At 46.2% G+C, this 25,663-nt stretch carries 28 protein-coding genes; 17 read left to right on the top strand and 11 right to left on the bottom strand.

Features of this window, described 5'->3' with window-relative positions:
* Positions 1–21: 21 nt before the first annotated feature.
* Together B0G85_RS07860 and can are read right to left on the bottom strand one after the other, a co-directional pair.
* A complete protein-coding gene (locus tag B0G85_RS07860; RefSeq protein ID WP_100379958.1) occupies positions 22–909 on the bottom strand; it encodes an LpxL/LpxP family acyltransferase in 888 nt (295 codons plus the stop codon).
* A 7-nt stretch (positions 910–916) separates the two neighbouring features.
* On the bottom strand, positions 917–1,582 hold the full coding sequence (gene can, locus B0G85_RS07855) for a carbonate dehydratase (RefSeq protein ID WP_100379888.1): 666 nt from the start codon (positions 1,580–1,582) through the stop codon (positions 917–919).
* Between the two features lie 22 nt (positions 1,583–1,604).
* Between can and B0G85_RS07850 the strand changes: the two genes are divergently transcribed.
* Positions 1,605–1,901 carry a DUF167 domain-containing protein gene (locus B0G85_RS07850; protein WP_100379887.1) on the top strand — a complete coding sequence of 99 codons (297 nt, stop codon included), beginning with the start codon at positions 1,605–1,607 and terminating at the stop codon, positions 1,899–1,901.
* Positions 1,902–1,904: 3 nt separating this feature from the next.
* On the opposite strand, the gene B0G85_RS07845 is transcribed toward B0G85_RS07850, so the two are convergent.
* Positions 1,905–2,801 carry an aspartyl/asparaginyl beta-hydroxylase domain-containing protein gene (locus B0G85_RS07845; RefSeq protein ID WP_198508777.1) on the bottom strand — a complete coding sequence of 299 codons (897 nt, stop codon included), beginning with the start codon at positions 2,799–2,801 and terminating at the stop codon, positions 1,905–1,907.
* Between the two features lie 165 nt (positions 2,802–2,966).
* Between B0G85_RS07845 and B0G85_RS07840 the strand changes: the two genes are divergently transcribed.
* Positions 2,967–3,332 (top strand): DUF8785 domain-containing protein, encoded by a 366-nt coding sequence (locus B0G85_RS07840; protein WP_198508757.1) that lies wholly within the window; start codon positions 2,967–2,969, stop codon positions 3,330–3,332.
* 109 nt (positions 3,333–3,441) lie between these two features.
* Positions 3,442–3,726, top strand: a complete 285-nt coding sequence (locus B0G85_RS07835) for an HU family DNA-binding protein (RefSeq protein ID WP_100379884.1) — start codon at positions 3,442–3,444, stop codon at positions 3,724–3,726.
* Positions 3,727–3,819: 93 nt separating this feature from the next.
* Here B0G85_RS07835 and rodA read toward each other — a convergent pair whose 3' ends face one another.
* From rodA to B0G85_RS07810, 5 genes are read right to left on the bottom strand one after another with little or no spacing between them, the layout of a single operon-like run.
* On the bottom strand, positions 3,820–4,971 hold the full coding sequence (gene rodA / locus B0G85_RS07830) for a rod shape-determining protein RodA (protein WP_100379883.1): 1,152 nt from the start codon (positions 4,969–4,971) through the stop codon (positions 3,820–3,822).
* Positions 4,953–6,860: a penicillin-binding protein 2 gene (mrdA, locus tag B0G85_RS07825; RefSeq protein WP_100379882.1), complete on the bottom strand. Its 1,908-nt coding sequence runs from the start codon at positions 6,858–6,860 to the stop codon at positions 4,953–4,955. The genes rodA and mrdA overlap by 19 nt, the downstream gene beginning before the upstream one ends.
* A gap of 8 nt (positions 6,861–6,868) precedes the next feature.
* On the bottom strand, positions 6,869–7,393 hold the full coding sequence (gene mreD / locus B0G85_RS07820) for a rod shape-determining protein MreD (RefSeq protein ID WP_100379881.1): 525 nt from the start codon (positions 7,391–7,393) through the stop codon (positions 6,869–6,871).
* Positions 7,390–8,319, bottom strand: coding sequence for a rod shape-determining protein MreC (mreC, locus tag B0G85_RS07815; protein ID WP_100379880.1), 930 nt, complete (start codon positions 8,317–8,319; stop codon positions 7,390–7,392). The genes mreD and mreC overlap by 4 nt, the downstream gene beginning before the upstream one ends.
* A gap of 24 nt (positions 8,320–8,343) precedes the next feature.
* Positions 8,344–9,387 carry a rod shape-determining protein gene (locus tag B0G85_RS07810; RefSeq protein WP_100379879.1) on the bottom strand — a complete coding sequence of 348 codons (1,044 nt, stop codon included), beginning with the start codon at positions 9,385–9,387 and terminating at the stop codon, positions 8,344–8,346.
* A gap of 61 nt (positions 9,388–9,448) precedes the next feature.
* On the opposite strand from B0G85_RS07810, the gene gatC reads away from it, so the two are divergent.
* The 12 genes from gatC to B0G85_RS07750 all read left to right on the top strand — a co-directional run bounded on the left by gatC (position 9,449) and on the right by B0G85_RS07750 (position 20,835).
* Entirely contained in the window at positions 9,449–9,742 is a 294-nt protein-coding gene (gene gatC / locus B0G85_RS07805) for an Asp-tRNA(Asn)/Glu-tRNA(Gln) amidotransferase subunit GatC (protein WP_100379878.1), read from the top strand.
* The gene (gene gatA, locus B0G85_RS07800) at positions 9,739–11,256 is read left to right on the top strand and encodes an Asp-tRNA(Asn)/Glu-tRNA(Gln) amidotransferase subunit GatA (RefSeq protein WP_100379877.1); all 1,518 of its coding nucleotides are present in this window, start codon (positions 9,739–9,741) and stop codon (positions 11,254–11,256) included. Before gatC ends, gatA begins: the two co-directional genes overlap by 4 nt.
* Positions 11,256–12,725, top strand: a complete 1,470-nt coding sequence (gene gatB, locus B0G85_RS07795) for an Asp-tRNA(Asn)/Glu-tRNA(Gln) amidotransferase subunit GatB (RefSeq protein WP_198508776.1) — start codon at positions 11,256–11,258, stop codon at positions 12,723–12,725. Before gatA ends, gatB begins: the two co-directional genes overlap by 1 nt.
* A gap of 28 nt (positions 12,726–12,753) precedes the next feature.
* A complete protein-coding gene (locus tag B0G85_RS07790; RefSeq protein WP_100379875.1) occupies positions 12,754–13,428 on the top strand; it encodes a DUF484 family protein in 675 nt (224 codons plus the stop codon).
* Positions 13,409–14,410 carry a tyrosine recombinase XerC gene (locus B0G85_RS07785; protein WP_100379874.1) on the top strand — a complete coding sequence of 334 codons (1,002 nt, stop codon included), beginning with the start codon at positions 13,409–13,411 and terminating at the stop codon, positions 14,408–14,410. The genes B0G85_RS07790 and B0G85_RS07785 overlap by 20 nt, the downstream gene beginning before the upstream one ends.
* Before the next feature lie 94 nt (positions 14,411–14,504).
* Positions 14,505–15,578 (top strand): CobW family GTP-binding protein, encoded by a 1,074-nt coding sequence (locus tag B0G85_RS07780; protein WP_100379873.1) that lies wholly within the window; start codon positions 14,505–14,507, stop codon positions 15,576–15,578.
* Between the two features lie 217 nt (positions 15,579–15,795).
* Positions 15,796–16,173, top strand: coding sequence for an RNA polymerase-binding protein DksA (dksA, locus tag B0G85_RS07775; RefSeq protein WP_369405932.1), 378 nt, complete (start codon positions 15,796–15,798; stop codon positions 16,171–16,173).
* A gap of 27 nt (positions 16,174–16,200) precedes the next feature.
* Positions 16,201–17,103, top strand: coding sequence for an acetylglutamate kinase (gene argB / locus B0G85_RS07770; protein WP_100379872.1), 903 nt, complete (start codon positions 16,201–16,203; stop codon positions 17,101–17,103).
* Positions 17,104–17,125: 22 nt separating this feature from the next.
* Positions 17,126–17,779 (top strand): nucleoid occlusion factor SlmA, encoded by a 654-nt coding sequence (gene slmA / locus B0G85_RS07765; protein WP_415836294.1) that lies wholly within the window; start codon positions 17,126–17,128, stop codon positions 17,777–17,779.
* Positions 17,776–18,915: a homoserine O-succinyltransferase MetX gene (metX, locus tag B0G85_RS07760; protein WP_100379871.1), complete on the top strand. Its 1,140-nt coding sequence runs from the start codon at positions 17,776–17,778 to the stop codon at positions 18,913–18,915. The genes slmA and metX overlap by 4 nt, the downstream gene beginning before the upstream one ends.
* Positions 18,912–19,499, top strand: a complete 588-nt coding sequence (gene metW, locus B0G85_RS07755; protein ID WP_198508756.1) for a methionine biosynthesis protein MetW — start codon at positions 18,912–18,914, stop codon at positions 19,497–19,499. Before metX ends, metW begins: the two co-directional genes overlap by 4 nt.
* 16 nt (positions 19,500–19,515) lie before the next feature.
* Complete coding sequence (locus B0G85_RS07750; protein WP_415836300.1) at positions 19,516–20,835, top strand: AmpG family muropeptide MFS transporter; 1,320 nt, start codon at positions 19,516–19,518, stop codon at positions 20,833–20,835.
* On the opposite strand, the gene B0G85_RS07745 is transcribed toward B0G85_RS07750, so the two are convergent.
* On the bottom strand, positions 20,832–21,614 hold the full coding sequence (locus B0G85_RS07745; protein ID WP_100379869.1) for an exodeoxyribonuclease III: 783 nt from the start codon (positions 21,612–21,614) through the stop codon (positions 20,832–20,834). The two genes, B0G85_RS07750 and B0G85_RS07745, sit on opposite strands and share 4 nt — an antisense overlap.
* An 8-nt stretch (positions 21,615–21,622) precedes the next feature.
* Here B0G85_RS07745 and pyrE point away from each other — a divergent pair, with 8 nt between their 5' ends.
* Positions 21,623–22,291 (top strand): orotate phosphoribosyltransferase, encoded by a 669-nt coding sequence (pyrE, locus tag B0G85_RS07740; protein ID WP_100379868.1) that lies wholly within the window; start codon positions 21,623–21,625, stop codon positions 22,289–22,291.
* 23 nt (positions 22,292–22,314) lie between these two features.
* Here the strand turns inward: pyrE and dapF are convergent, their stop codons facing one another.
* Entirely contained in the window at positions 22,315–23,169 is an 855-nt protein-coding gene (gene dapF / locus B0G85_RS07735) for a diaminopimelate epimerase (protein WP_198508775.1), read from the bottom strand.
* A 245-nt stretch (positions 23,170–23,414) separates the two neighbouring features.
* A complete protein-coding gene (locus B0G85_RS07730) occupies positions 23,415–24,272 on the bottom strand; it encodes a lysophospholipid acyltransferase family protein (protein ID WP_100379866.1) in 858 nt (285 codons plus the stop codon).
* A 204-nt stretch (positions 24,273–24,476) separates the two neighbouring features.
* On the opposite strand from B0G85_RS07730, the gene metK reads away from it, so the two are divergent.
* Positions 24,477–25,643 (top strand): methionine adenosyltransferase, encoded by a 1,167-nt coding sequence (gene metK, locus B0G85_RS07725; RefSeq protein ID WP_100379865.1) that lies wholly within the window; start codon positions 24,477–24,479, stop codon positions 25,641–25,643.
* Positions 25,644–25,663 lie beyond the last annotated feature (20 nt).

The raw sequence follows: 25,663 nt of genomic DNA, 5'->3' as shown, positions 1-25,663 counted from the left end.
TTGATTGCTGGCAGGGCAAGATTAATACGGGCTTGCCTCATTCAATGGGCGGTTTTTAAACCGTTTATGGACCCAATAGTATTGAGCTGGCCTTAAACGAATTTCTGCCTCAAAGATTTGATTCAGTCTTGCGGTGTCGACCACAGGATCATCGCTAGGAAAATTCTTGAGAGGTCTACTGATATGGCAAATATAACCAAGCCCATCTGGTTTCAGGGTGGTGATCATCATGCAGACTTGGGCGCCAGTTATTTTGGCTAATCTTGAAACAGCAGTAATGGTATTGGTCTGAATATTAAAAAAAGGTACGAAAGTAGAATCTTTTAGACCTAAATCGATATCTGGGGCAATGATGATGAAGCTACCTTTGCGGATCTCTCGGATGAGCGCAATAGTATTGCCTTGGCGATCAATGGAGTTCCCGCCAAAACGGTTACGCCATGCAATAATTTTTTTATTAAAGAAAGGATTTTTCATTCTTTGAAAAAATCCTGAGGTACGTGGCCATCCTTTTTCTTGCGCAAGGGCACTTAAGATAATGCTGCCTTCAATTCCGACAAAATGCATGTTCACTAGAATACGAGGCTGCCTATCACAAAGATCAACTTCCGATTGGACCTCAATCATTTCAGCAAGTTGTTTTTTAGTGCCAAGCCAAATAATACTTTTCTCGACTAAGCTTCTTCCTAACAACCGCCAATGTTGCTTACGTAGCCCATTTATTTTTTGAGCGCTTAATTCTGGAAAGCAGAGCGCGAGATTTGTTTGTACTACCCGATTACGTTCACTTGGTATCAGTGCCATCAGAAAGCCTAAGCCATAGCCAAGTCGGACTAAAACCTCATAGGGTAGCGCTACCAGGATTCTTAGTACGGCAACACTTAGGTAGTTAGAGAAATTGCTAAACAAGATCAATTTATGTGGCTTGATAGCGCGTTAACGATGTGGCGTAGCGAGCGTTCATTTCATCGGAAGAGTTAATCGACATTCCCAAATCGTTTACCAGACCAGTTTCAAGTCGATAGGCCCAGCCGTGTACGGTGAGCTCTTGACCTCTAGCCCAGGCATCTTGGACGATAGTAGTTTCGCAAACGTTCACCACTTGCTCGATAACATTGAGCTCACACAAACGATCTTGGCGTTTAGGGGTAGGTATTGCCTCACCAAGATAGCGCTCATGTTTTTGGTGAACATCCTTCACGTGCCTTAGCCAATTGTCCGCCAATCCAATGCGCTTATCAGCAAGTGCCGCATGGACGCCAGAGCAGCCATAGTGACCCACAACTAAAATATGCTTCACCTTTAGTAAGTCAATTGCAAACTGAATAACCGATAAACAGTTGAGATCTGTATGAACAACAACATTAGCAACGTTGCGATGAACAAACAGTTCCCCCGGCTCTAAATTGACGATCTCATTGGCGGGAACGCGGCTGTCGGAGCAGCCAATCCATAAATACTCTGGAGCTTGCTGTGCTACCAAGCGTTTGAAAAAATCGGGATCTTGTGCAACCATGCTGCTTGCCCATTCGCGATTATTGTCAAATAGGTGGTCTAAAGCGGAAGAGTTCTTCATAATCATCTTTTGAGTTTAAAGTACTTTGATGAACCCTATTTGGTTAAAACAAACACCCGGCGGAATTGTGCTCAATTTGCATTGCCAGCCAGGAGCAAAACTGACTAAGGTCGTCGGTTTGCATGATGGCTGCTTGAAGATATCCCTGCAAGCGCCGGCTTCAGAAAATCAGGCTAATGAAATGCTATTGGCCTGGCTTTCAAAACAACTCAGAATTCCTCAAAAGCAAATTCAGTTTTTGTCTGGACAAAATAGTCGTCAGAAGCGGCTGGAAATCTGGGGCTCAATCACCCCAGAGCAGATTATTCAAATCCTGGGGCCTTAGGACTCACCAAAAGATTGCCCACAAGATTCCTAAAATAAGCACCCATTTTCCAAGGTAATAGACGCTACGGTGTTTGGCTTTTAGTTTTTTTGCCTGCGCTCTTAGGTGGTAAAAATACTTAAAGAGAACGTTTACAAGCCCAACCTTCTCGCCCTCCACATTCTGAGAGGCTGCAGCACTCATTACATAGCGCCCAAACCAGCGGTTAAAAAGTTGCATCGGCTTGGTATAGACAGGACGTTCTATGTCGCAAAACAACACAATGCGCTGATGATCTGTTTCGTTTGCCGCAAAGTGAATATAGGTTTCATCAAACATGACGGCCTCGCCATCCTTCCAGTAATAGCGCTCTCCATCCACATCAATAAAGCATTGAGGATCATTGGGGGTTACTAGGCCAATGTGATAACGCAAGGAGCCTGCATAAGGATCCCTATGGCGTACTAAGGTTGCTCCTGGCGGCAAAGAGGCAAACATGGCTGCCTTAACTGAGGGAATCGCTTTCAGAATTGCCACTGTTTTTGGGCAACTTGCTTGAGCAGAGGGCATTTCTTTGCCATACCAATAGAGATGAAAGCGCTTCCATCCCGTTCTAAAGAAAGAGTTAAATCCAATATCGTTGTACCCGGTAGCCACCGCAATAGCGCCATCGGCGTTTAGGGCAAGAGCTTCGTCTCGAATGATTTCCCAATTATTCTGAATCAGCTGCATTTCTGGAAAATCTTTGGTTGGAATATAGGCGCCCGCCTTGGTTTTCGAAAACAGATAAAGCAGGCAATTGATGGGGGCTAACAGCACCTGATAATCCATCAAAGAACGAACTATACCGAACCGCACTTTGCCTCTGTAATAGACATAAATAGCGGACAGTATGAAGATAAAAAAAATCAGGTGACGTATTTGCATAAAGTTTACCAATGGGTACTAATGCTCATATTTTATTTGAATGCTCAAGCGTTCTCAGCCTATTTTTAGCCTATTTACCCATATACTGAACAACACTGTTGAGGCCCTAAATAGAAGCGTCAAGATGGGGCTCTTTACTGATCTAAAGAGGAAATGGGAATGAAAACATTCATTAAATGGCTTTTAAGCCTGGTTTTAGTCGGCTCGCTTGGCCTGGCTGCCTATACCTGGATTATGCTCAATTGGAGCTATGGCAGTGGCGAGCGTGCTGGCTATGTGCAAAAATTCTCAAATCGAGGCTATGTTTGCAAGACCTGGGAAGGGGAGTTAGCTATGGTTTCGATGCCTGGAACGATGTCTGAAAAATTCTTCTTTACGGTGCATGACTTAGCGGTTGCACAGAAAATTAATGATAATTTGGGGAAAAAGGTAGCCCTCAAGTATGACCAGCACATTGGATTGCCCTCTAGTTGTTTTGGCGATACAGAGTATTTTGTATCTGGCGTCACCGTTTTAGAGCAATAAAAAAGGAATAATAAAAAATGCTGTGTCGCAACTATATTTTTGTAGTTTTTTATGGTTAAAATCAATCAAGCGCAATGTGTGCTGACATCAATTAAATAAGGAGTTTCACTTGAACAAAGCAGAACTAATCGCAGCGATTGCTGGCGATGCTGAAATCTCAAAAGCTAAAGCTGAATTTGCATTAAATTCCGCTATCGAAACTATCATTAAAGCTGTTACTAAAGGTGACTCAGTTCAACTGATCGGTTTTGGTACATTCTCTTCTGGTAAACGTGCTGCACGTATGGGCCGTAACCCAAAAACTGGCGAGCCACTCAAAATTGCCGCTGCTAAAACAGTGAAGTTCTCAGCTGGTAAAGCATTTAAAGATTCAGTAAACAAGCGTAAGAAGTAATCTTTACTCTTGTAAATGAAAAAGCCCGGCATGCCGGGCTTTTTTGTTATTTAAAGAACTAGAGCAGCCGCCTGCCGAAACAGAAAATACTATTTAGCTCTGCACCAGTCGTCGATGGCGATGAATGCTCATTAATATACCCGCTCCAAATCCAAGGGTGACTAAAGCAGTACCCCCGTAGCTAATAAAGGGAAGTGGAACGCCTACGACCGGCAGTAAGCCGCTCACCATGCCGATATTAACAAAGGCGTAGGTAAAGAAAATAAGCGTCACAGAAGCGCCTAATAGGCGAGTAAATAAATTCGGCGCACCAGCGGAGATTGCCAAACCTCTTTTAACAAGGGCAAAGAACAAGGCTAACAAAATTAAATTTCCAAGAAGCCCAAACTCTTCTGAGAAAACAGCAAATACAAAGTCAGTATGTTTCTCAGGGATAAACTCAAGGTGGGATTGCGTTCCTTGAAACCAGCCCTTGCCAAAAAAACCACCAGAGCCGATAGCAATCATTGATTGAATGGTGTGGAATCCTTTACCGAGGGGATCGCTACTAGGATCCAGCAAAGTGCAGACACGATGTTTTTGATAGGTATGAACAAAAGGCCATGTAATGTCAGGCGCACAAATAGTGTTACCAAAAATAATGATGAGAACAATTCCAAGCGCAGCAATGCCAACAAAGGGCAAAATCCATTTCCACGGCATGCCTGCCAAAATGATCACATACATACCGGCGGCAAAAACCAATAAAGCAGTGCCTAAGTCTGGCTGACGAGCAATCAACATTACTGGAATGAGAAGAACAATTGCGGCTACGCCGTAGTCCCAAGTTTTGAGAATGCCTTCCCGTCTTTGAAAATACCAAGCCAACATTAGTGGCATGGCAATTTTCATAATTTCTGAGGGCTGAATAATCAACCCAATATTTAACCAGCGCCGCGCTCCTTTTTTAATCAGTCCAAATATGGCTACTGCTACGAGCAAAGCAACACCAATTCCATAAATCCATATCGCTGCCATTTCTAGCCACTTAGGAGGAATGCGAGAGACAATCCACATGACCAAAAATGAGAGTGCCAGGTTACGTAGTTCATCCCCAATTCGAACGGGTGTATTTTGGCTTGCGGATAAAAAAGTAATAAAGCCAACAACGGCTAACCCAAGTAAAATAAGGCCTAGCTGACGATCAAAGCCAGAAAAAATACTGAAAAATAATTTCTTAGCTTTGCTTATGGCGCTCTTTTCCATTCAGGAATCTCCTTAGGCCATTTACCTTCAATATAAAAATCAAGCGCCTTACGCGCAATTGGTGCAGCATACTGCGCCCCAAAGCCTGCATTTTCCACCACCATTGCGATCACAATAGTAGGCTTATCTGCAGGAGCAAAAGCAATATACAAAGCATGGTCCCGTAAAAACTCCGCAGTGGCGCTGTGTTTATATTCCTTTGAGTTCAAACTGAATACTTGTGCTGTACCTGTCTTCCCGCCAACTTGATAGCCGGTCCCCTTAAATACAGATGCCGATGTTCCAGAATTATTGACCTCAACCATCGCTTTTTTGATGACCTCAATATTTTCCTGATTGAGATCAATTCGATAGCTTTCTTTTGGGGTGGTCAAGACACGATTTCTGGTGAAGGGGTCTTCAACTGCCTTCACCAGATGCGGCTTCATCACAACACCATTGTTAGCCATATTAGCCATCCCATGTGCCAACTGCAAAATAGTAAACGCGTTATAGCCCTGTCCAATTCCTAAAGAAATCGTTTCGCCTTCGTACCATTTCTGCTGTTCTGGTTTTTTGAAGGTATTTTTTTTCCACTCGGTAGATGGTAGGATTCCTCGAGATTCACCCTTTAAATCAATGCCTGTAATTTGACCAAAGCCAAATGGCTTCATGAAGTCATGCATCATGTTTACGCCCATATCGCGCGCAAGTAGGTAGTAGTAAGTGTCGCAGGATTCCACGATAGACTTTTGCATATCCACAATGCCATGACCACCTTTTTTATCGTCGCGGAAGGTATGGTTGCCAAAATCAAAATAACCAGGATCAGAGATGGATTGTGATGGCGTACGTTTTTTAGTCTCTAGAGCGGCTAACGCCATAAATGGTTTGTAAGTGGAGCCTGGTGGATAGATGCCTTTCAGTGGTCGGTTATAAAGCGGCTTTTGAGGAGAGTCATTTAACTCTTTCCAGGTGACTGAATCAATGCCTTCAACAAAATCATTGGGATTAAAGTTAGGCTTTGAAACAAACGCTAATATGTCCCCCGTTTGAGGCTCGATCGCAACAAATGCACCGCGGAAATTTCCATAGAGTTGCTCTACTAAATACTGTAATTTGATGTCAACCGATAGCACGATATTCTTACCCGGCACAGATGGGGAGCTTGATAACGTTCTGACTGGTTTACCACCCGCGGTGATTTCTACTTGATCGTATCCTGGTGAGCCGCGTAATACATTTTCATAGCTTTGCTCTAAACCAATTTTTCCAACGTACTGAATGCCGGGCAGAAAAGATGTCTGAAGGGCATCAGGATCATCGGCCTTAGCGCTCTCTATTTCAGACTGCATGCGCTCTTTATCCTTAAGAGAAACGCGCCCGATATATCCAATAAGGTGGGAGGCTAGTTCGTTATAGGGGTACTCTCTAAAGCTGCGTGCCCGAATCTCCACCCCGGGAAATCGGTAGCGATTTGCCATGAAACGCGCAGTCTCAGCCTCTGTCAGCATCGATCGAAGGGGAAAAGTACCCATTTTTCGTGAATCTTCAAGCGACCGCTTGAAATTACGACGATCTCTAGGGGAAATCAATACGATTTGAGAAATTTCGTCGATCAATTCATCCACATTCCCTTTGATTTCGCTAGCATTGACGTCAAGGGTTAGTGCTGAGTAATTTCGACCAATCACAATCCCGTTGCGATCTATGATCAGGCCTCTATTGGCTGGCGCAGGAACGATGGCAATGCGATTATTTTCGGCCTGTAAGGCATATTTACCATGGTTGACTAATTGCAGCCATACCAAGCGTGTTACTAGCAATAAGAAGCAGAATGTGACAAACAAGGTCGCAATATGTATGCGCTCTTGAAATGAATCGAGATTTGGTTTTTTAAATGAAACCATGCCAATAGTTAGAGGGGGCGATTGTGATCAACATCGATTGGTCGACGTTGTGGAGACAACAAAACGCGAGTTGCCAATGGCCACAAGAGAGCCTCAATAACAGCCTGAACAGTACCAGTGAGTGCCCACCAATAAATCTCACCGCTGAGAATCCAATGCGCCAACACGGGGCACAGAGAGACTAGTAAGAACATAGGTAGCACATGCAGTGCTTGTGTTGGGGCTGTCAACGCAACGATGCGTCGATGCCAAGAAATCGCAAGATAGGCTACTAATGTGTAACTGAATGCGTGCAGGCCCAACAGATCAGAATGATGAACATCCATCAGGAGGCCGAGGATGAATGCGGTAATAACGCCCACATAACGGTGTTGATGGATATTCCAAAACACAATACAAATAATGAGCCAGTCTGGCACCCAGCTGTAATTACCAATGGGTAAAAGATTTAAAAGTAGCGCGCAAAGCAAGCTAAAGTAAATAAAGAACGGATTAACCGGACGCAGAATATAGCCGCTTTGAAAATCAATCATTGCATTCCTCGCGCACGAGTTTGGCGACGTCCTGGCGCATTGGTTTGGACTGCCCCTGAATTATTGCTAGCTGCTGATGCTTTTGCATCCCACTGAGGGTCATAGAGAAGAGCGAGAGCTTGGCGATATCGATTGACTGGGGCGGCGGGAATACAAAATACGTTTGCAGAATTTTTATCGGCGTTGCGCTCGATACGACTTATGACGGCCACTGCAAATCCTGGTGGATATATTCCGTCGATACCCGAGGTAATCAACACATCCCCCACCTCTAAATCACTGGCTATCGGAAGGTAGCGAAGCTCAAGAGGGTTTCCTCGCCCCGCTCCAAAGACTGCAGCTCTGAGGCCATTTCGAGCTATTTGTACGGGTACAGCGAAGTCACGATCTTCAAGAAGAGATACTTCGGCAGAGTTTTCATATAGGCGAACAACCTGACCCAGGATGCCTTCATCATTTGCGATTGGATTGCCGAGCTTGAGTCCATCACCACTACCGCGGTTCACAACAATTCGCTGTGAGATGGGATTGGGCGGATTAAATAAGATTTCAACTGGCAATGTTTTAAATGGCACTTGTTTTTGCAGCCCCATTAGTTGACGCAAATTTTGATTTTCAACTAATAAAAATTCAGATTGGTTGGCAAGTAAAGATAGCTCAGCTTGACGCACTCTCATAGCTTGATTTTCTTGATCCAGTGTGCCGCGAGTAGTGAAATACTCTGATGACGCCTCATAAGCATTCCGGGGCATCATCATTGCATATTCAAGTGGGCGTAATAGCCAATTGAGATTGTTGCGAATGGGATCAAGTGCCTTAAATCGAAAATCAATCAGCATTAATGCTGCGCTGACTGACAGGCAAACAATCAGTTTGACTAATGCAGGAATGCCTTGCCTAAAAAGCGGAGGAGCGTTATTTCGCAATGCCCGGATCGACGCGTAAGCCGATTACTCTTGAGAGAACACTCCACCCAACTTGTCCATGCGTTCGAGGGCGATACCGCAACCACGAGCGACGCAAGTAAGGGGGTCTTCTGCAACATGGATTGGCAATCCTGTTTCTTCAAGTAGTAAGCGATCCAGATCGCGCAACAACGCGCCACCACCGGTCAACATCATGCCGCGCTCCGCAATATCAGAGGCTAACTCTGGAGGAATTTGTTCCAAGGCCGCCTTGACTGCAGTCACAATTTGATTCAAGGGGTCGGTCAGCGCCTCAAGGACTTCGTTACTAGTGACCGTAAAGCTACGTGGGATACCTTCAGCGAGATTGCGACCCTTGACTTCCATCTCGCGCACCTCGGCACCCGGAAACGCGGAGCCAATTGTTTTCTTGATGAGTTCGGCAGTTTGCTCGCCGATTAACATGCCATAGTTACGTCGAATGTAGTTTGTGATGGCCTCATCAAACTTGTCGCCACCAACACGTACTGAGCCTTTGTAGACCATGCCACCAAGTGACATCACGCCAACTTCAGTTGTGCCGCCACCAATATCCACCACCATAGATCCAGCCGCTTCAGAAACAGGCAGACCTGAGCCAATAGCAGCTGCCATTGGCTCTTCGATCAAGAACACCTGTGAGGCCCCTGCGCCTAGCGCTGATTCACGGATAGCGCGACGCTCAACTTGGGTCGATCCACAAGGAACGCAAATAATGATGCGCGGACTTGGTCTTAAGAGTTTGCTCTCGTGTACCAGCTTGATAAATTGCTTGAGCATTTGCTCGGTAATTGTGAAATCGGCAATGACGCCGTCTTTCATGGGGCGAATAGCCTCAATATTGCCCGGAACACGCCCTAACATCGCTTTTGCTTCCTTACCAACGGCTAAAATGGTTTTTTTGCCATTTGGGCCGCCCTCAGTACGAATTGCCACAACGGAAGGTTCGTCAAGCACAATACCCCGTTCACGCATGTAAATTAAGGTATTAGCGGTGCCTAGGTCAATGGCTAGGTCATTAGAAAAGTAGCTGCGAAAAAAACCGAACATGATGTAGTGGGAGAATAGTAAGTGTTAAAAAATATATATATGAATGATACCCCAGCACCCCATGAAACTTGATGACGTTCAGCGCATTGCGCACCTTTCCAGTCTTGAATTAAGTCAAGCAGAAGCCGAGGCGGTTTTACCCCAGTTACAGGCTATTTTTTCGCTAGTGGAGGAGATGCAGTCCGTAGACACCAGTGGCATTGAGCCCTTAGCTCACCCTATCCTCTTCCTACGCGATTTGGCTCAGCCCCTTCGTCCAGACCAAGTGACTGAATCAGACCAGCGTAGTGAAAACATGCAGTCTGCCCCCGCCACCCAAGAGGGTTATTTTTTAGTTCCAAAGGTGATTGAATGAGCTGGCACCAAACCCCGATTGCACTAATGGCAAAAGCGCTGGCTGCTAAAGAAGTGTCTTCTACCGAGCTGACCCAGTATTTTTTAGACCGTATTGAAGGCGGAAAGCATTGGAATGCTTATCTTGATGTAAGCGCTCACTTAAGTTTAGAGCAAGCATATGAAGCCGATAAAATATTGTCATCCGGTAATGCTGGGAAATTGACCGGTATTCCCATTGCCCATAAAGATGTCTTTGTTACCCGCGGCTGGAAGTCGACAGCCGCATCCAAAATGCTCGAGGGATACCTCAGTCCGTTCGATGCAACCGTAGTCGCAAATTTAGGAATTCCGAATGAATCGAATCCTAGGGGTGCCGGAATGGTTTGCCTAGGCAAGACCAACATGGATGAATTTGCTATGGGATCTTCAAATGAGAACTCAGCCTATGGACCAGTGCTAAATCCGTGGAATTCAAAATACGTAGCGGGTGGCTCTTCGGGTGGTTCGGCTGCAGCGGTGGCAGCTGGATTGGCGCCCATTGCCACCGGAACCGATACCGGCGGATCTATTCGACAACCTGCCGCATTTTGTGGTTTAACTGGCATTAAGCCTAGTTATGGGCGCGTTTCTCGTTATGGCATGATTGCATATGCATCCTCATTGGACCAGGCTGGTCCAATGGGTAAGACAGCAGAGGATTGCGCTTTAGTTCTGACGGCAATGTCATCGCATGATCCCCGTGACTCCACTTCATTGGCGGATTCAGGTGAAGATTACGGGCGCTATTTAAATCAGACTTGGGGAACAAAAAGCATAAACCCCGCAAAACCACTAGAAGGTTTGAGAATTGGCTTGCCGAAAGAATTTTTTGCAGAGGGTCTTGCCCAAGACGTTGCCAATGCCGTTAATGCAGCGACGAAAGTATTGCAGGATTTAGGGGCGACACTAATCGAAGTTAGTTTGCCGAAAACTAAGCTGTCCATACCGGTCTATTACGTATTAGCGCCAGCAGAAGCATCAAGTAACCTTAGTCGTTTTGATGGCGTGCGCTATGGGCACCGAGCTAGGGAATACCGTGATTTATCAGATATGTATAAGAAGTCTCGTACCGAGGGTTTCGGAGCTGAGGTAAAGCGACGTATTTTAATAGGCACCTATGTTTTGTGTCACGGCTATTACGATGCCTATTACTTACAAGCGCAAAAAATTCGTCGCATTATTGCGGCAGACTTTCAGGCTGCATTTCAGCAGTGTGATGTCATTCTTGGCCCTGTCGCACCGGATGTTGCATGGCGCTTAGGGGAAAAATCTCAAGATCCAATGCAGATGTATCTAGAAGATATATATACGCTTTCTACCAACTTAGCAGGCTTACCAGCGATGAGCGTGCCCTGTGGCTTTAATCAAAATAATCTACCGATTGGCATGCAATTGATTGGCAATTATTTTTCTGAGGCGCGCTTATTGCAAGTCGCGCATCAATATCAATTAACTAGTGATTGGCATTTGCGTCAAGCAAGTGAGGCGTCATGATGCAATGGGAAATCGTCATTGGTCTAGAGACCCACGCACAGCTACAAACAAAATCGAAAATTTTTAGCGGTGCAAGTACGCGCTTTGGTGCCGGACCAAATACGCAGGCCTGTGCAGTAGACTTAGCTTTACCTGGAGTTTTGCCTGTGTTGAATCGCCAGGCAGTTGAACATGCAATTCGTTTTGGTTTAGCGGTCAATGGCAAGATTGCACCAGCAAGTATTTTTGCGCGCAAGAATTATTTTTATCCAGACCTTCCCAAAGGCTATCAAATTAGCCAAATGGATTTGCCGGTTGTTATTGGTGGACATCTAGAAATTCTGGTGGGTGACCAAGTGAAAGTTGTTGAACTTACGCGCGCTCATATGGAAGAAGACGCAGGTAAGTCTGTTCACGAAGAAGGCTTTTTAGGGCCGCATGGCGAAGTATCTAGCGGGATAGATCTGAACCGTGCCGGCACCCCTCTATTAGAAATCGTAACCGAACCAGTTATGCGAAGTGCGGCGGAAGCAGTTGCTTATGCCAAGGCTTTGCATACCCTAGTAGTTTGGTTGGGTGTGTGCGATGGCAATATGCAGGAAGGTTCTTTTCGCTGTGATGCCAATGTTTCAGTCAGGCCCATGGGTCAAGCAGAGTTTGGTACTCGCTGTGAAATCAAAAATCTCAATTCATTTCGCTTTTTGGAAGAGGCTATTCAATATGAAGCACGACGCCAAATTGAGTTGATTGAGGACGGCGTTAAAATAGTACAAGAGACCCGCTTGTATGACCCAGATCGCCAAGAAACCCGAAGCATGCGTAGTAAGGAAGATGCCAATGACTATCGTTACTTCCCAGATCCTGATTTATTGCCAGTTGTGATTGATGATGCATGGATCTCAGAGGTGCGAAGCCACATGCCAGCCCTGCCAGCGCAACTGCGCGAGCAATGGCAAAGTGAGTTTGGCTTGAGTGCCTATGATGCTCAGTTACTCACGCAAGATCGTGACACTGCAAATCTTTTTGAAGAGTTATTAGTGCTTGTAGGAAAACCTTTGGCAAAAGCAGCGGCCAATTTAATTTCGGGAGAGCTTGCTTCGGCATTAAACCGTGCAGGTATTGCTGGCGCCAAGTCGCCATTAAAGGCCGTGCATTTAGCGCCCTTACTGACCCGTGTTGCAGACGGCACAATCTCCAATAAGATTGCTAAAGATATTTTTGCAATTCAATGGGGGGAGGCTAGTAATGGCCAGGCCATCAGCACCGTTGATCATATTATTGAAAGTAAAGGCCTAAAGCAGATTAGTGATAGCGGCGCACTTGAAACCATCATTGATCAAGTGTTGGCCGCGAATGCAAAATCTATTGAAGAGTTTCGCTCTGGTAAAGAAAAGGCCTTTAATGCATTAGTGGGCCAAATCATGAAAGCTTCGCAGGGTAAAGCGAATCCAGGGCAGGTGAATGAACTACTGCGTAAAAAGTTAGGTTGAATCCTGCTAAAAACAAGGAAATAGATAAATGAGCGTAATAGATTCGAAGCAGGCTGAGCAAGAGGAGTTGGTAGCGGAGTGGTTGCGAGCTACGCCAGGCTTCTTCGAGCGCTATGCTCATCTCTTAAATGAGATCCGCCTAAAGCATCCCCATGAAGACCGTGCGATTTCATTGCAAGAGCGCCAGATGACTTTGTTGCGCACCCAGAATCAAGAGCTGAACCGTCGTCTGAGCGAGATGTTGCACTTTGGTAGTCGAAACGATAAAACTCAACAAAGCCTGGTTGCCTGGTTGCTCCGCCTCATGGGCGCAAACAGTAAGGCAGATGTTGAAGTGGCTGTCAAAACAGGCTTAGCAGAAGTGTTTGAGGTGGAGTCAGTACAAATACTAGATCCGCATTCAGCTTTTGAGCCATGGATTAATGCGCCCTTATGCGGCTCCGCAAAAGAGTTGTCTGCTGCCAGTGTTGATCTACTGGCAACTCAAGTGAAGATTGATGCTGAGTGGCAAAGTATGGTTGCCATTGGCTTGCCTTTAGGTAAGAGTATTGGAGCTACACAATTACCGGCAGTTTTGTTATTAGCTAGTAAGGACGAAACCCGCTTTACGGCCGATATGGGAGCCTTCTACTTACGTCAGATTGCTGAACTAGTTGCTGCTGCCTTGGATCGTATTCAGGCCTATGAGCCAAGCGTTAGCTGATCTTCATCCACTCGTTCAAGAGTATTTACAGGAACTGCATGTACTGAGGCAGCTTTCGCCCCACACGCTTAAAGCCTACCGTATGGACTTAAGCAAGCTTCAGACTTTTGCTGCGGAGGACTCAGTAGAGTTACTCAAAGTGAGTAATGCGCACGTACGTCGGTGGGCAGGGCGCTTGCATTCGAAAGACAAATCATCTCGAACTATTGCTAGAGCTTTATCAGCTTGGCGCGGTTGGTATCACTGGCTCACCGAAAAAGATGCCCGCCGCGATGCGCAAGCAGGGCGCATTATTCAAAATCTGGTTGCCAACCCAGTAGATGATGTTAAAGCCCCCAAGCGCTTGAAGTCTTTACCTAAGGCATTATCAGTTGAGCAAGCGCTTTCTTTAATTAATCAAGCCATTGAAGAGGCTAGCAAAAAACAGGATCTTGAGACGGTGCGTGACGCAGCCATCATTGATTTGTTGTATTCCTCGGGGTTGCGCCTATCTGAGCTATTGGGTATTGATGTCATGCCAAGCAAAGATCGGCAGCATGAGTCAGCGGGGTGGTTGGATTGGGATGCGGCAGAAGTGACTGTTTTAGGAAAGGGCGGAAAGCGTCGGACTGTTCCTGTTGGCGCTCCAGCGATGCAATCGCTAAGAGAATGGCGCACGTTGAGGGCTCAAGCTGAGCAGACTAAGGAGGTCAATGCCTTGTTTGTTTCGGCCTCAGGTGCCCGCTTATCGGCCCGTACTGTGCAAGCCCGCTTGCGCACCTTGGCGATGCGGGCAGGCCTACCAACGCACGTCCACCCACATATGATGCGCCACAGCTTTGCTAGCCACGTTTTACAGTCCTCTCAAGACTTACGAGCAGTACAGGAGATGTTGGGCCACGCCAGCATTTCTAGCACCCAGATCTATACCTCCTTAGATTTTCAGCACTTAGCGCAGGCATACGATAAAGCCCATCCTCGCGCAAAGGCTGGCAAAGGCTGAGGAAATGGTTAAGATATTAGGTTTCCTCTTTAGGAAAAGCATCGCAAGATAGTTGTATTGCTTGCATTACCATTAGATTTTGATTGGATCGTAAATGGCATTAATTCCGGTAACAATTCTGACGGGTTTCTTGGGTAGCGGTAAAACTACCTTACTTAAATATATTTTGACCGAGCAACATGGCAAAAAAATTGCTGTCATTGAGAACGAGTTTGGCGAAGAAAATATTGATAACGATATTTTGGTTCAGGATAACCAAGAAAATATTGTGCAGATGAGCAACGGCTGTATTTGCTGCACTATTCGTGGAGATCTCGTAGAGGCCTTGAACACACTCTGGGAGCAGCGTAGAGATAAAAAAATTAGTTTTGAGCGCGTAGTGATAGAGACTACCGGAGTGGCTAATCCAGGCCCAGTAGCCCAAACCTTCTTTATGGACGATGACGTTGCAGACCACTATGTCTTGGATGCCGTGATTACCTTAGTGGATGCTAAGCATGGTCAGCAACAGTTAAATGAGCACGAGGAGGCACAGCGGCAAGTTGGCTTTGCGGATCAAATCTTTATCACCAAGACGGATTTGATAACGCCTGCTGAAGTGGATGCCTTACGGGGTCGCTTAATGCATATGAATCCCCGTGCGCCGATTCAGGGAATTTCCAAGGGAATTGTGCCTTTGGAGGCTGTTTTAGATCTCAAAGGCTTTAATTTAAATGCCAAGTTAGATATTGATCCCCACTTTTTGGGGCAAGAGGATCATGACCATGCAGATTGTGGTCACGACCATAGTCACGATCACGAGCACCATGACCATGACCACAGTACATGTGGACATGACCATAGTCAGGATCATCATGGCCATGCCGGCCATACTGATCGGATTCAATCTTTCGTTTTTCGTAGTGATAAACCCTTTGACCATAAAAAATTAGAGGATTTCCTTGGGGGCATTTTGGAGGTCTTTGGCGAGAAGATGCTGCGCTATAAAGGAGTGCTTTATGTAAAGGGTAGCAAGCATAAAGTGGTGTTTCAGGGGGTCCACCAGATGATGGGGAGCGATATGGCAGGTTTATGGGGCACAGAAGCCAAACAAACCCGCATGGTATTCATTGGCATCGATTTGCCCAAGGACACCCTATTAGCAGGACTTGAAGGCTGTTTGGTTTGATAAATCTCTAGTACAATCCGCGGCCAAAGGCGGTATTGATGATTATTCATCAAAGGGCAGTAAAACTTTGGCAGAATGGGGCAATAATGCTTCAAATCCAGGAAAGAATGAAATGACGGTAAAAACACCAGCGAAATCTTCAGCTACTGCAAAAGCAACCAGTAAGGCAGCAAAGGTCGAGCCATTGACCCCCCTCACTGAGGCAGAGTTATTAAAGATGTCTGAGAAGGATTATATGAATCCATCCCAGATAGATTTTTTCCGTCAAAAGTTATTGACCTTAAAAAATGATCTTTTGAAAAATGCTTCTCAAACAACCGAACATCTGCGTGAAAATATTCTGGTTCCTGATCCCGCTGATCGTGCAACCATTGAAGAAGAGCATGCGCTGGAATTACGTACTCGGGATCGCGAGCGTAAGCTGTTGAAAAAAGTAGAACAGGCTCTCGCCCGAACTGATTCAGGTGATTATGGCTGGTGCGAAGAGACTGGTGAGCCGATTGGTTTGAATCGTCTGATTGCCAGGCCAACAGCGAATTTATCGCTTGAGGCGCAAGAGCGTCGTGAACTTCGTCAAAAATTATTTGGCGATTAATCTACCAGACTGAATATTGAAGCGGCAATGACTACGCAATCTCCATCTATTAGCGAAATTTCCCCCTTACTGAAGGCGGAAATCTTAGCTGAGGCTCTACCGTATATTCGTGCGTATCACGGAAAAACCATTGTTATTAAGTACGGCGGAAACGCCATGGTGGAAGAACGCCTTAAGGAAAGTTTCGCGCGCGACGTTATCTTGCTAAAGCTCGTTGGTATGAACCCAGTAGTGGTGCATGGTGGCGGCCCACAAATTGATGAGGCCTTGAAAAAAATCGGCAAGACCGGTACCTTTATTCAGGGTATGCGGGTGACCGATGAAGAAACTATGGAAGTAGTGGAGTGGGTTCTTGGCGGCGAAGTCCAGCAAGATATTGTGATGCTCATAAATCACTTTGGCGGTCAGGCCGTTGGCTTAACCGGTAAGGATGGTGGCCTAATTCGGGCGAAGAAAATGCTCGTTGCCGATGAAAAGAATATCGGCGGCACGATTGATTTAGGCTTTGTCGGAGAGATTGAGGCGATTAATCCTGCAGTGGTAAAGGCCTTGCAAGACGATGCGTTTATTCCAGTGATTTCTCCCATTGGATTTAGTGAAGAGGGTCAAGCCTACAACATTAATGCTGATTTAGTCGCCGGCAAAATGGCAGAAATTTTGCATGCTGAAAAATTAGTCATCATGACCAACATCCCTGGTGTGATGGATAAGAGCGGCAAGCTACTCACTGATTTAACGGCACGTGAAATTGATGGCCTATTTGCTGACGGTACCATCTCCGGTGGTATGTTGCCAAAAATATCATCTGCATTGGATGCAGCCAAAAGCGGTGTAAATTCAGTGCACATTATTGATGGGCGTATTGAGCACTCTTTGTTGTTGGAAATTCTGACCGAGCAAGCATTCGGAACCATGATTCGTTCACGTTAAGAATAAAACCACAGATATTCATATGAGTGATCCTTTAGAAATGACAGCGGGAGTTGAGGTAAGCGTTGCTGATGCCGGCACAGTGCGTAAACGTCCTCGTCCCGGAGAACGGCGCTTGCAGATTCTGCAGGTGTTGGCGGAGATGTTGCAAAATCCAAAAGGTGAGCGTGTGACAACGGCCGCCTTGGCAGCAAAAATCCAAGTTTCTGAAGCAGCCCTGTATCGTCATTTCGCCAGTAAGGCGCAAATGTTTGAGGGCTTGATCGCCTTCATTGAGCAAACCGTCTTTGGCTTAATTAATCAAATTAATCAAAAAGAAGAATCGGGCTTGGCTCAAGCAAGAGGTATCTTGCAGATGTTACTGTTCTTTGCAGAAAAAAATCCAGGAATGACCCGGGTGCTTTTGGGTGACGCATTATTTCAAGAGGATGATCGTTTGCAGGAGCGTATTACTCAGGTGCTCGATCGTGTTGAGGCGTCTCTGAAGCAGACCTTACGCATTGCACAAACCCAGGGAGGATCTTGGGCTAATGTTACTCAAGATGAGATCAGTGTTCGCGCTACGATGTTGATGAGCTATGTTTTGGGTCGTTGGCATCGCTTTGCTCGAAGTGGCTTTAAAAAGCTGCCAACCGATGCATCTGACATGAGCCTTCGCCTTCTTCTATCCGAATGAGTGAATTACACCTCTCTAGAAATACTATTCACTTTGCCGAGCCTTTGCCTTTGCAAAGTGGTGCCCTATTGTCGGGCTACGATTTAGTTATTGAAACCTACGGCAAACTTAATGCCGATAAAAGTAACGCTGTATTAGTTTGTCATGCACTTAATGCCTCCCATCATGTGGCGGGCCCTAGCCCCGATGATGAGAATGACATCGGCTGGTGGGACAATATGATTGGTCCTGGCAAGCCTGTAGATACAGACCACTTCTTTGTGATTGGCGTCAATAACTTGGGTTCTTGCTTTGGATCAACGGGTCCAATGAGTATTAATCCAGCGAGTAAAAAGCCTTATGGCGCAGATTTTCCAGTCATCACTGTAGAGGATTGGGTGAATACCCAAGCGCGCTTGGCTGACAAACTAGGCATTCGTCGCTTTGCTGCTGTGATGGGTGGAAGTCTGGGGGGCATGCAAGCACTAGCTTGGGCTATTCAGTTTCCAAAACGCTTGGCGCATTGCTTGGTGATTGCCTCTACCCCAAAACTCAGCGCTCAAAACATTGCTTTTAACGAAGTAGCTCGTAACGCGATTCTGTCTGATCCCGATTTTCATGGTGGAAACTATTATGAGCACGGCGTAGTGCCTAAAAATGGCCTCAGATTAGCGCGGATGGTGGGACATATCACCTATTTATCTGATGACGATATGGCTGAAAAATTTGGTCGTGAGTTACAGCGACCAGAGGGAGAGTCTCATGACTATCGCTTTAGTTTTGGTGTTGAGTTTGCGGTAGAGAGTTATTTGCGTCACCAGGGCGATAAATTCTCTAAATATTTTGATGCCAATACTTATTTGCTGATTACACGAGCCCTAGATTATTTTGATCCTTCACGTCGCTATGAAGGCAGCCTGAACCGTGCCCTGGCTGAGGTGCAGGCTAAATTTTTGGTGGTGAGCTTTGCAACAGATTGGCGCTTTCCGCCCAACCGCAGTCGAGAAATTGTGGAATCATTGCTAAGCAATAAGAGCGAGGTGAGCTATGCAGAGATCGATGCGCCACATGGTCACGATGCATTTTTATTAGATGATCCTCGCTATCATGGCTTGATTCGAGCTTATTTTGAGCAAATGCTGAGGACCCCATCATGAGTATGCGGCGCGCAGACTTCGCTGCCATTGCGCAGTGGATTTCTCCCAATAGCCAAGTACTAGACTTGGGCTGTGGCGATGGTAGCTTCTTAGAGTATTTGCAAAAGCAAAAGCCAGTGCATGCTTATGGCGTTGAAATTGATGATGCACGCGTATTGTCTTGTGTGCAAAAAGGATTGAATGTCATTCAGCAAAACCTTGAGGGAGGTTTAGCCCTCTTCGAGAACAATAGCTTTGATACTGTAGTGCTATCGCAAACGCTCCAAACTATTCATGAGACTGAAAAGATTTTGAGCGAAGTAGTTCGTGTTGGCAAAGAATCGATCGTGTCTTTTCCTAACTTTGGCCATTGGTCACATCGTTTCGCAGTTGGTTTGGGTCGTATGCCAGTCTCTAAAAGCTTGCCTTATCAGTGGTACAACACCCCTAACGTTCGCGTTCTTACTGTTGCAGATTTTGAAAAATTGGCTTCCAGCTTAGGGCTAAAGGTTTTAGATCAATGTATTTTGCATGAGGGTCGACAGGTGACCTTGATGCCGAATCTGTTTGGAAGCCTTGCACTTTTCCGCATTCGCCGTGCTTAAAGCAGGACTTGTAAATATTCAGTCCTGGCTGAAGGACTTCCGTGTTTATCTTGAATGGCCTTGTTTGCGGATGCTTTTTCTGGGCTTTTCTGCTGGCTTACCCCTTCTGCTCATTTTAGGAACGCTGAGCTTTTGGTTAAGAGAGGCGGGTATTGATCGCAGTACGATTGGTTACCTCACATGGGTAGGCTTGATTTATGCCTTTAAATGGCTATGGGCACCTTTAGTCGATCGCCTTCCTATTCCATTGCTTACCAAGTTATTAGGCCGAAGACGTAGCTGGCTTTTATTTGCACAGGCGCTAGTCATTCTGGGGCTGATAGGCATGGCAAGTATTGATCCTCGCTCGCAACTAACGCCTATGGTGTGGTGCGCCCTTTTGGTTGCTTTTGGATCGGCTACTCAGGACATCGCTTTAGATGCCTTTCGGATTGAATCCGCTAGCACTGATCATCAAGCTGCTTTAGCAGCCACGTATCAAACCGGTTATCGGCTTGCTTTAATTTGGTCTGGTGCCGGTGTGTTGTGGCTGGCAGCCAGGGTTGAGGGCAGCGGCGGAAACTACGATCCTAGCGCATGGCAGTTTGCTTATCTGTGCATGGCTTTATCAATTAGCGTAGGCGTTATTACAACGTTCTTGAGTAAGGAGCCTGTAAGACTAGAGCTATCCAAAGTACGTAATGCTAAAGCCTGGCTTCATCAAACTCTGGTAGAGCCTTTTGCAGATTTTGTTGCTCGCTATCGATGGTATGCAGTTCTCATTTTGGCTTTGATTGCGATTTACCGCATTAGTGATGTTGTGATGGGTATTATGGCCAATCCTTTTTATGTGGATATGGGCTACACCAAAGATGAAGTAGCTGCAGTGAGCAAAGTATTTGGTGTCATCATGACTTTAGTGGGCGCTTTTATTGGGGGTGTATTTACATTACGATTTGGTGTGATGCGCATTCTATTTTTAGGTGCCATTTTGTCTGCGGTGAGTAACTTATTATTTGCCTGGTTAGCGACTCAGGGCCATGATCTTCAAGGGTTAGTGTGGGTAATCTCTGCAGATAACCTGAGCTCTGGCATTGCAACCGCAGCCTTCATTGCCTTCCTATCATCACTAACAAATATTCAATACTCTGCGACGCAGTACGCCTTGTTTAGTTCGATGATGCTTTTATTGCCGAAGTGGCTCGCTGGATTCTCAGGCGTCTTTGTAGATACCTTTGGCTATCAAACCTTTTTTATTGGGACCGCTATTATTGGCGCTCCCGTTTTAATTCTGATTTGGCTTGCCATGCACTTTAAGGTAGTAGAGATCAAGCAGCATGATGCTACGCTGGACTAAATAGTCCAATCGTAGTCAACGGTGAGTGGCGCATGATCTGAGAAGCGCTCCTCTTTGTAGATAGACGTTCGCTTAGCGCTAGCAGCGATTCCTGGAGTTGTGATGTGATAGTCAATACGCCAGCCGACATTTTTGGCGTAAGCTTGGCCTCGATTGCTCCACCAGGTGTAACAATCCTCAGCTGCCTTAGGCTCTAGATTTCGGTAGACATCGACATAGCCTACTTGATTAAATAGATTGGTAAGCCAGGCTCGTTCCTCAGGCAAAAATCCTGAGTTTTTGAGGTTGCCTTTCCAATTCTTGAGATCAATCTCATGATGCGCAATATTGACGTCCCCGCAAAGCACAATTTCACGACCGGATTTTTTGAGCGCAATCAGATGGGGTAAAAAAGAATCTAGATAGCGATATTTAGCCTCTTGCCGCTCTGGTGAGCTTGACCCAGATGGCATGTATACCGAGATCACAGAGAGCTTTTGGTAGCGTACCTCGACATAACGTCCTTCTGCATCAAACTCAGGATTACCATAGCCATAGAGCACTTCATCAGGCTTATGGGGGGTATAGATGCCGCAGCCGCTGTATCCTTTTTTTTCAGCATGATGAAAAAAGCCATACAAGCCATCAGGATTGAGGATGGCGTCCTCTAGGTCGTCGTGCTGTGCCTTGAGTTCCTGCATACAAACAAAGTCTGCCTGCTGCTGGGTAACCCACGGCAGAAAGCCTTTTTTGACTGCAGAACGGATCCCGTTGAGGTTGGCAGAAATGATGCGTAACATATAGGCCTATGAGCTCAAAAAATTCTAATCAAGAAAACTTTATTCATTTTGCCTTGGAGGCAAACGTTTTGTCCTTTGGGGAGTTTAAAACTAAAGCGGGTCGCCTATCACCCTATTTCTTTAATGCGGGCGGCTTTAACGATGGCGCTCGCTTAAGTGCCCTAGGCGGGTATTACGCTAGAGCGTTACAAGAATCTAATATTGAATATGACATGCTCTACGGCCCCGCCTATAAAGGGATTACTTTAGCCGCTACCACTGCGATTGCATTGGCTAATGCCGGGCGCAATGTGCCTTATGCCTATAACCGCAAAGAGGCAAAAGATCATGGTGAGGGCGGCTCCCTAGTGGGCGCCCCAGTGAGGGGAAAGGTTGTCATTATTGACGATGTGATATCTGCTGGAACTTCTGTCCGTGAATCCGTAGCTTTAATTCAGGCGGCCGGAGCAGAGCCTGTGGCGGTATTAATTGCATTAGATCGTATGGAAAAATCAGGTACGGCAATAGAAGTCGGAGAGAAGTCTGCAGTGCAGGCTGTGCAAGAGGAGTTTGGAATACCCGTCATTGCCATCGCCAATCTCACTGATTTAATGTCTTTTTTAACTGCCTCAAGCGATGCTGCGTTGACAGATTATTTGCCTGCTGTAAAGACCTATCGTGAACAATACGGCATCTAAAAATTAGGTAGTCTTACTTACCGCTAGATCGTCGTCTCACCCTCAAATACAGTCACTGCTGGCCCAGTCATGATGACTGGCTGAATGATGTCATTGATGATGCCTTCCCAAGCTATCGTGAGGTCACCCCCACGCGTGCGCACTTGAACGGGCGAGTGTAGTAAGCCTCGGCGTATACCGGAGACTACAGCAGCACATGCGCCCGTACCACAAGCAAGGGTTTCACCAGCTCCACGCTCATAGACGCGCAATTGAATTTCATTGCGATTAAGAATCTGCATAAAAGCGGCGTTCACTCTTTTCGGAAAGGCGATGTGACTCTCAATAGAGGGCCCTTCCTCTAAAACCGGTGCACTATTAATATCTCCCACTACCTGAACTGCATGTGGGTTTCCCATAGATAGAGCGCCAATCCAACTATCGTGTGGGGCAGGCTTTTTAAGGGGAAGCGCAAAGAGCGTTTCATGAAATTCTTGCAGACTAGAAAGACCTTTTGCATCAAACGGAATTTGGCTATGCTCAAAAATAGGCGCCCCCATATTGACCTCAACCTGGCCATCTGGATGAGATCTCAAAGTAAGAATAGTGTGAGCGACTTGAACGCGCAGAGGATTTTTATTTGAGAGTCCTTGATCTTGAACAAAGCGTACAAAGCAGCGTGAGCCGTTGCCGCATTGCTCTACCTCTCCACCATCAGCATTAAAAATCCGATAACGAAAATCAGCATCTGAGCATGTCGATTTTTCAACCAATAAAATTTGATCTGCACCAATACCAAATTGACGGTGAGCCAGTCTTTGCCATTGCTCGGGAAGGATGCCGCTCAGGTCTTGATCGATGCCATTGAGCACAATAAAGTCATTGCCGGCACCATGCATTTTGGTAAAGCGGAATTTGCGTGCGGGCTTGTTTAAATTTGTACTCAAAAAAATTCCAGTTATTTGTAAAGACTTAGCTCACCAGGTGACCGATATTTAAAACAATCATGTGCCCAATAGTACCTTGCTGGTCTTTTGCGAACAAGTGCCCCAATGGACGACGACGCTGTTCATTGTCAAATAGGTATTGCTTGAGTAATCAGACTCACTATGGGCGCATCGCTAACACTGGAAAAGTTACGCTATTAATTTGGCGGTAATTGAGCACCGCTGGGATGTTTATAGCGGTTGTATGCCCAGATGAATTGATTGGGTGCCACTAATATGGCGTTCTCAATCGCAATATTGAGTTCGGCAGCTGCAATTGTCGGATCCTCAGATAGCGGCTCCAATCGTTTGGCTTGCATTAGCCAGCCCTTACCCAGCGCTTTACGTTGGGCGGTAAACATGATTACGGGGGTGTTATTGCGGTTGGCTAGGCGGGCTGGTAGAGGCGTGGTGTAGGCGGGTCGACCAAAAAATGGTACCCAAACGCCCTCTCCGCCGCTGGGCACTTGATCTGGAAGGATGCCAATGGCCTCACCACGGTATAGGGCGCGGGTCATTTGACGAACACCGTTTAGGTTAGCGGGAACAAAATGCATATTGGGATAGGCGCGCCCCTCCTCAATGACCTCATTCAGCCAGGCTTGGCGCGCGGGACGATACAGAATGGTTGCGGGGAAGTGCTGCGCCAGGACCCTTGGAATAATTTCAAAGCCACCCAAATGGGGTGTCAACATTACCAAGCCATGCCCTTCTCGTATAGCTTTCTCTACAACTGCCCAATCCTGTATCTCAACTAGCTTGAGTGCTTTTGTAGGATTACGCCAAATCCATAGGCTGTCTGAGAACAGCTGGCCTGATGCCGCAGCCGCACGCCATATTTGGAGTCGTAAATCATGGCTTTTGACAACAATTGCATATTGGGACCGAAACAGTGAGCGGTATTGACTAGAGCCCACATAGGCTAAAACCCCTAAAAATGCCCCTATTGCCTGAACGAGGCATAGTGGCGATAGGGCAATCGCTTGTAGGGTTAGCTTCAGGAAAATTTTACGCACACTTATATGATATTCAATGCGGGCCTTAGTGCCAATTTTTCAATCAGCCTTGATCAATATGGCCATTTTCAGTTAATATCTGGTTATCGCTGAGTTAAGGCAACTTGCAGGGCGATTCATAAATTCTGCTAAAGCGTCGCCGTTGTGGTTCCTGGCACGTCGAGTTGTCCCATAGATCGTGTTAATTTTTTAAAGGAAAAAACAATGGCAAATGATTACTTCTTCACCTCAGAATCAGTTTCTGAAGGTCACCCCGATAAAGTAGCAGATCAAATTTCTGATTCGATCTTGGATGCCATTTTGGCTCAAGATCCAACAGCACGCGTTGCAGCTGAAACTTTGTGCAATACCGGTTTGGTTGTGCTCGCAGGCGAAATCACAACCAATGCAAATGTTGACTACATCCAAGTTGCGCGTAATACACTGCGTGAGATTGGTTATGACAATACTGAGTACGGCATTGACTACAAAGGTTGTGCAGTTTTGGTGGCATACGATAAGCAGAGTCCAGATATTGCTCAGGGTGTTGATAAGGCGCATGACGATGGCCTAGATCAGGGCGCTGGTGACCAAGGCCTCATGTTTGGTTACGCCTGCGATGAGACTGCAGAGCTGATGCCGTTGCCCATTCATTTGTCACACCGCCTAGTAGAGCGACAGTCTCAATTACGCCGTGATGGTCGTTTAAATTGGTTACGCCCAGATGCAAAGTCACAAGTGACTTTGCGTTATGTGGATGGCAAGCCTGATTCCATTGATACCGTGGTGCTTTCTACCCAGCATGATGAAGAAATTTCGCTTGAGAAATTACGTGAAGCCGTCATTGAAGAGATTATTAAGCCCGTATTGCCAAAGCACCTCATTAAGGGTGCGATTAATTTCTTGGTCAACCCAACTGGTCGATTTGTTATTGGCGGCCCGCAAGGCGATTGTGGCTTAACGGGTCGTAAAATTATTGTCGATACTTACGGCGGCGCGGCCCCACACGGTGGCGGTGCGTTTTCCGGTAAGGACCCATCTAAGGTAGATCGTTCCGCTGCATACGCTGGACGTTATGTTGCTAAGAATGTGGTGGCTGCTGGTTTGGCCAGTAAGTGCTTAATTCAGATCTCTTATGCCATCGGCGTAGCTAAACCGACGTCAGTGATGGTGAGCACCTTTGGTACTGGCAAGATCTCTGATGAAAAGATTGCACAGTTGGTGTCAGAGCATTTCGACCTGCGTCCAAAAGGCATTGTCAAAATGCTTAATCTCTTGCGTCCAATTTATCGAAAGACAGCAGCCTACGGCCACTTTGGTCGTGAAGAGCCAGAATTTACATGGGAGCAGTGTGATAAGGCCCCAGCATTACGCGCAGCAGCTGGTCTGTAAGCGGTAATTTGTAAAAACGA

Origin of the sequence: Polynucleobacter brandtiae (genome assembly GCF_002797575.1) — a bacterium.
GTDB lineage: Bacteria > Pseudomonadota > Gammaproteobacteria > Burkholderiales > Burkholderiaceae > Polynucleobacter > Polynucleobacter brandtiae.
Note: the sequence above shows the minus strand (reverse complement) of the source record. Positions and strands in the feature narration are given on the sequence as shown.

Bases quoted from the DNA above. Each gene is read 5' to 3' on its own strand.
- dapF (WP_198508775.1), bottom strand. From the start codon at position 23,169: ATGCATGGTGCCGGCAATGACTTTATTGTGCTCAATGGCATCGATCAA.
- B0G85_RS07790 (WP_100379875.1), top strand. From the start codon at position 12,754: ATGAGCGTAATAGATTCGAAGCAGGCTGAGCAAGAGGAGTTGGTAGCG.
- slmA (WP_415836294.1), top strand. From the start codon at position 17,126: ATGAGTGATCCTTTAGAAATGACAGCGGGAGTTGAGGTAAGCGTTGCT.
- metW (WP_198508756.1), top strand. From the start codon at position 18,912: ATGAGTATGCGGCGCGCAGACTTCGCTGCCATTGCGCAGTGGATTTCT.
- rodA (WP_100379883.1), bottom strand. From the start codon at position 4,971: ATGGAAAAGAGCGCCATAAGCAAAGCTAAGAAATTATTTTTCAGTATT.
- B0G85_RS07840 (WP_198508757.1), top strand. From the start codon at position 2,967: ATGAAAACATTCATTAAATGGCTTTTAAGCCTGGTTTTAGTCGGCTCG.
- metX (WP_100379871.1), top strand. From the start codon at position 17,776: ATGAGTGAATTACACCTCTCTAGAAATACTATTCACTTTGCCGAGCCT.
- B0G85_RS07780 (WP_100379873.1), top strand. From the start codon at position 14,505: ATGGCATTAATTCCGGTAACAATTCTGACGGGTTTCTTGGGTAGCGGT.
- gatB (WP_198508776.1), top strand. From the start codon at position 11,256: ATGCAATGGGAAATCGTCATTGGTCTAGAGACCCACGCACAGCTACAA.
- dksA (WP_369405932.1), top strand. From the start codon at position 15,796: ATGTCTGAGAAGGATTATATGAATCCATCCCAGATAGATTTTTTCCGT.
- B0G85_RS07850 (WP_100379887.1), top strand. From the start codon at position 1,605: ATGAACCCTATTTGGTTAAAACAAACACCCGGCGGAATTGTGCTCAAT.
- pyrE (WP_100379868.1), top strand. From the start codon at position 21,623: ATGAGCTCAAAAAATTCTAATCAAGAAAACTTTATTCATTTTGCCTTG.
- metK (WP_100379865.1), top strand. From the start codon at position 24,477: ATGGCAAATGATTACTTCTTCACCTCAGAATCAGTTTCTGAAGGTCAC.
- mrdA (WP_100379882.1), bottom strand. From the start codon at position 6,860: ATGGTTTCATTTAAAAAACCAAATCTCGATTCATTTCAAGAGCGCATA.
- B0G85_RS07810 (WP_100379879.1), bottom strand. From the start codon at position 9,387: ATGTTCGGTTTTTTTCGCAGCTACTTTTCTAATGACCTAGCCATTGAC.
- gatC (WP_100379878.1), top strand. From the start codon at position 9,449: ATGAAACTTGATGACGTTCAGCGCATTGCGCACCTTTCCAGTCTTGAA.
- B0G85_RS07745 (WP_100379869.1), bottom strand. From the start codon at position 21,614: ATGTTACGCATCATTTCTGCCAACCTCAACGGGATCCGTTCTGCAGTC.
- can (WP_100379888.1), bottom strand. From the start codon at position 1,582: ATGATTATGAAGAACTCTTCCGCTTTAGACCACCTATTTGACAATAAT.
- gatA (WP_100379877.1), top strand. From the start codon at position 9,739: ATGAGCTGGCACCAAACCCCGATTGCACTAATGGCAAAAGCGCTGGCT.
- mreD (WP_100379881.1), bottom strand. From the start codon at position 7,393: ATGATTGATTTTCAAAGCGGCTATATTCTGCGTCCGGTTAATCCGTTC.
- B0G85_RS07785 (WP_100379874.1), top strand. From the start codon at position 13,409: ATGAGCCAAGCGTTAGCTGATCTTCATCCACTCGTTCAAGAGTATTTA.
- argB (WP_100379872.1), top strand. From the start codon at position 16,201: ATGACTACGCAATCTCCATCTATTAGCGAAATTTCCCCCTTACTGAAG.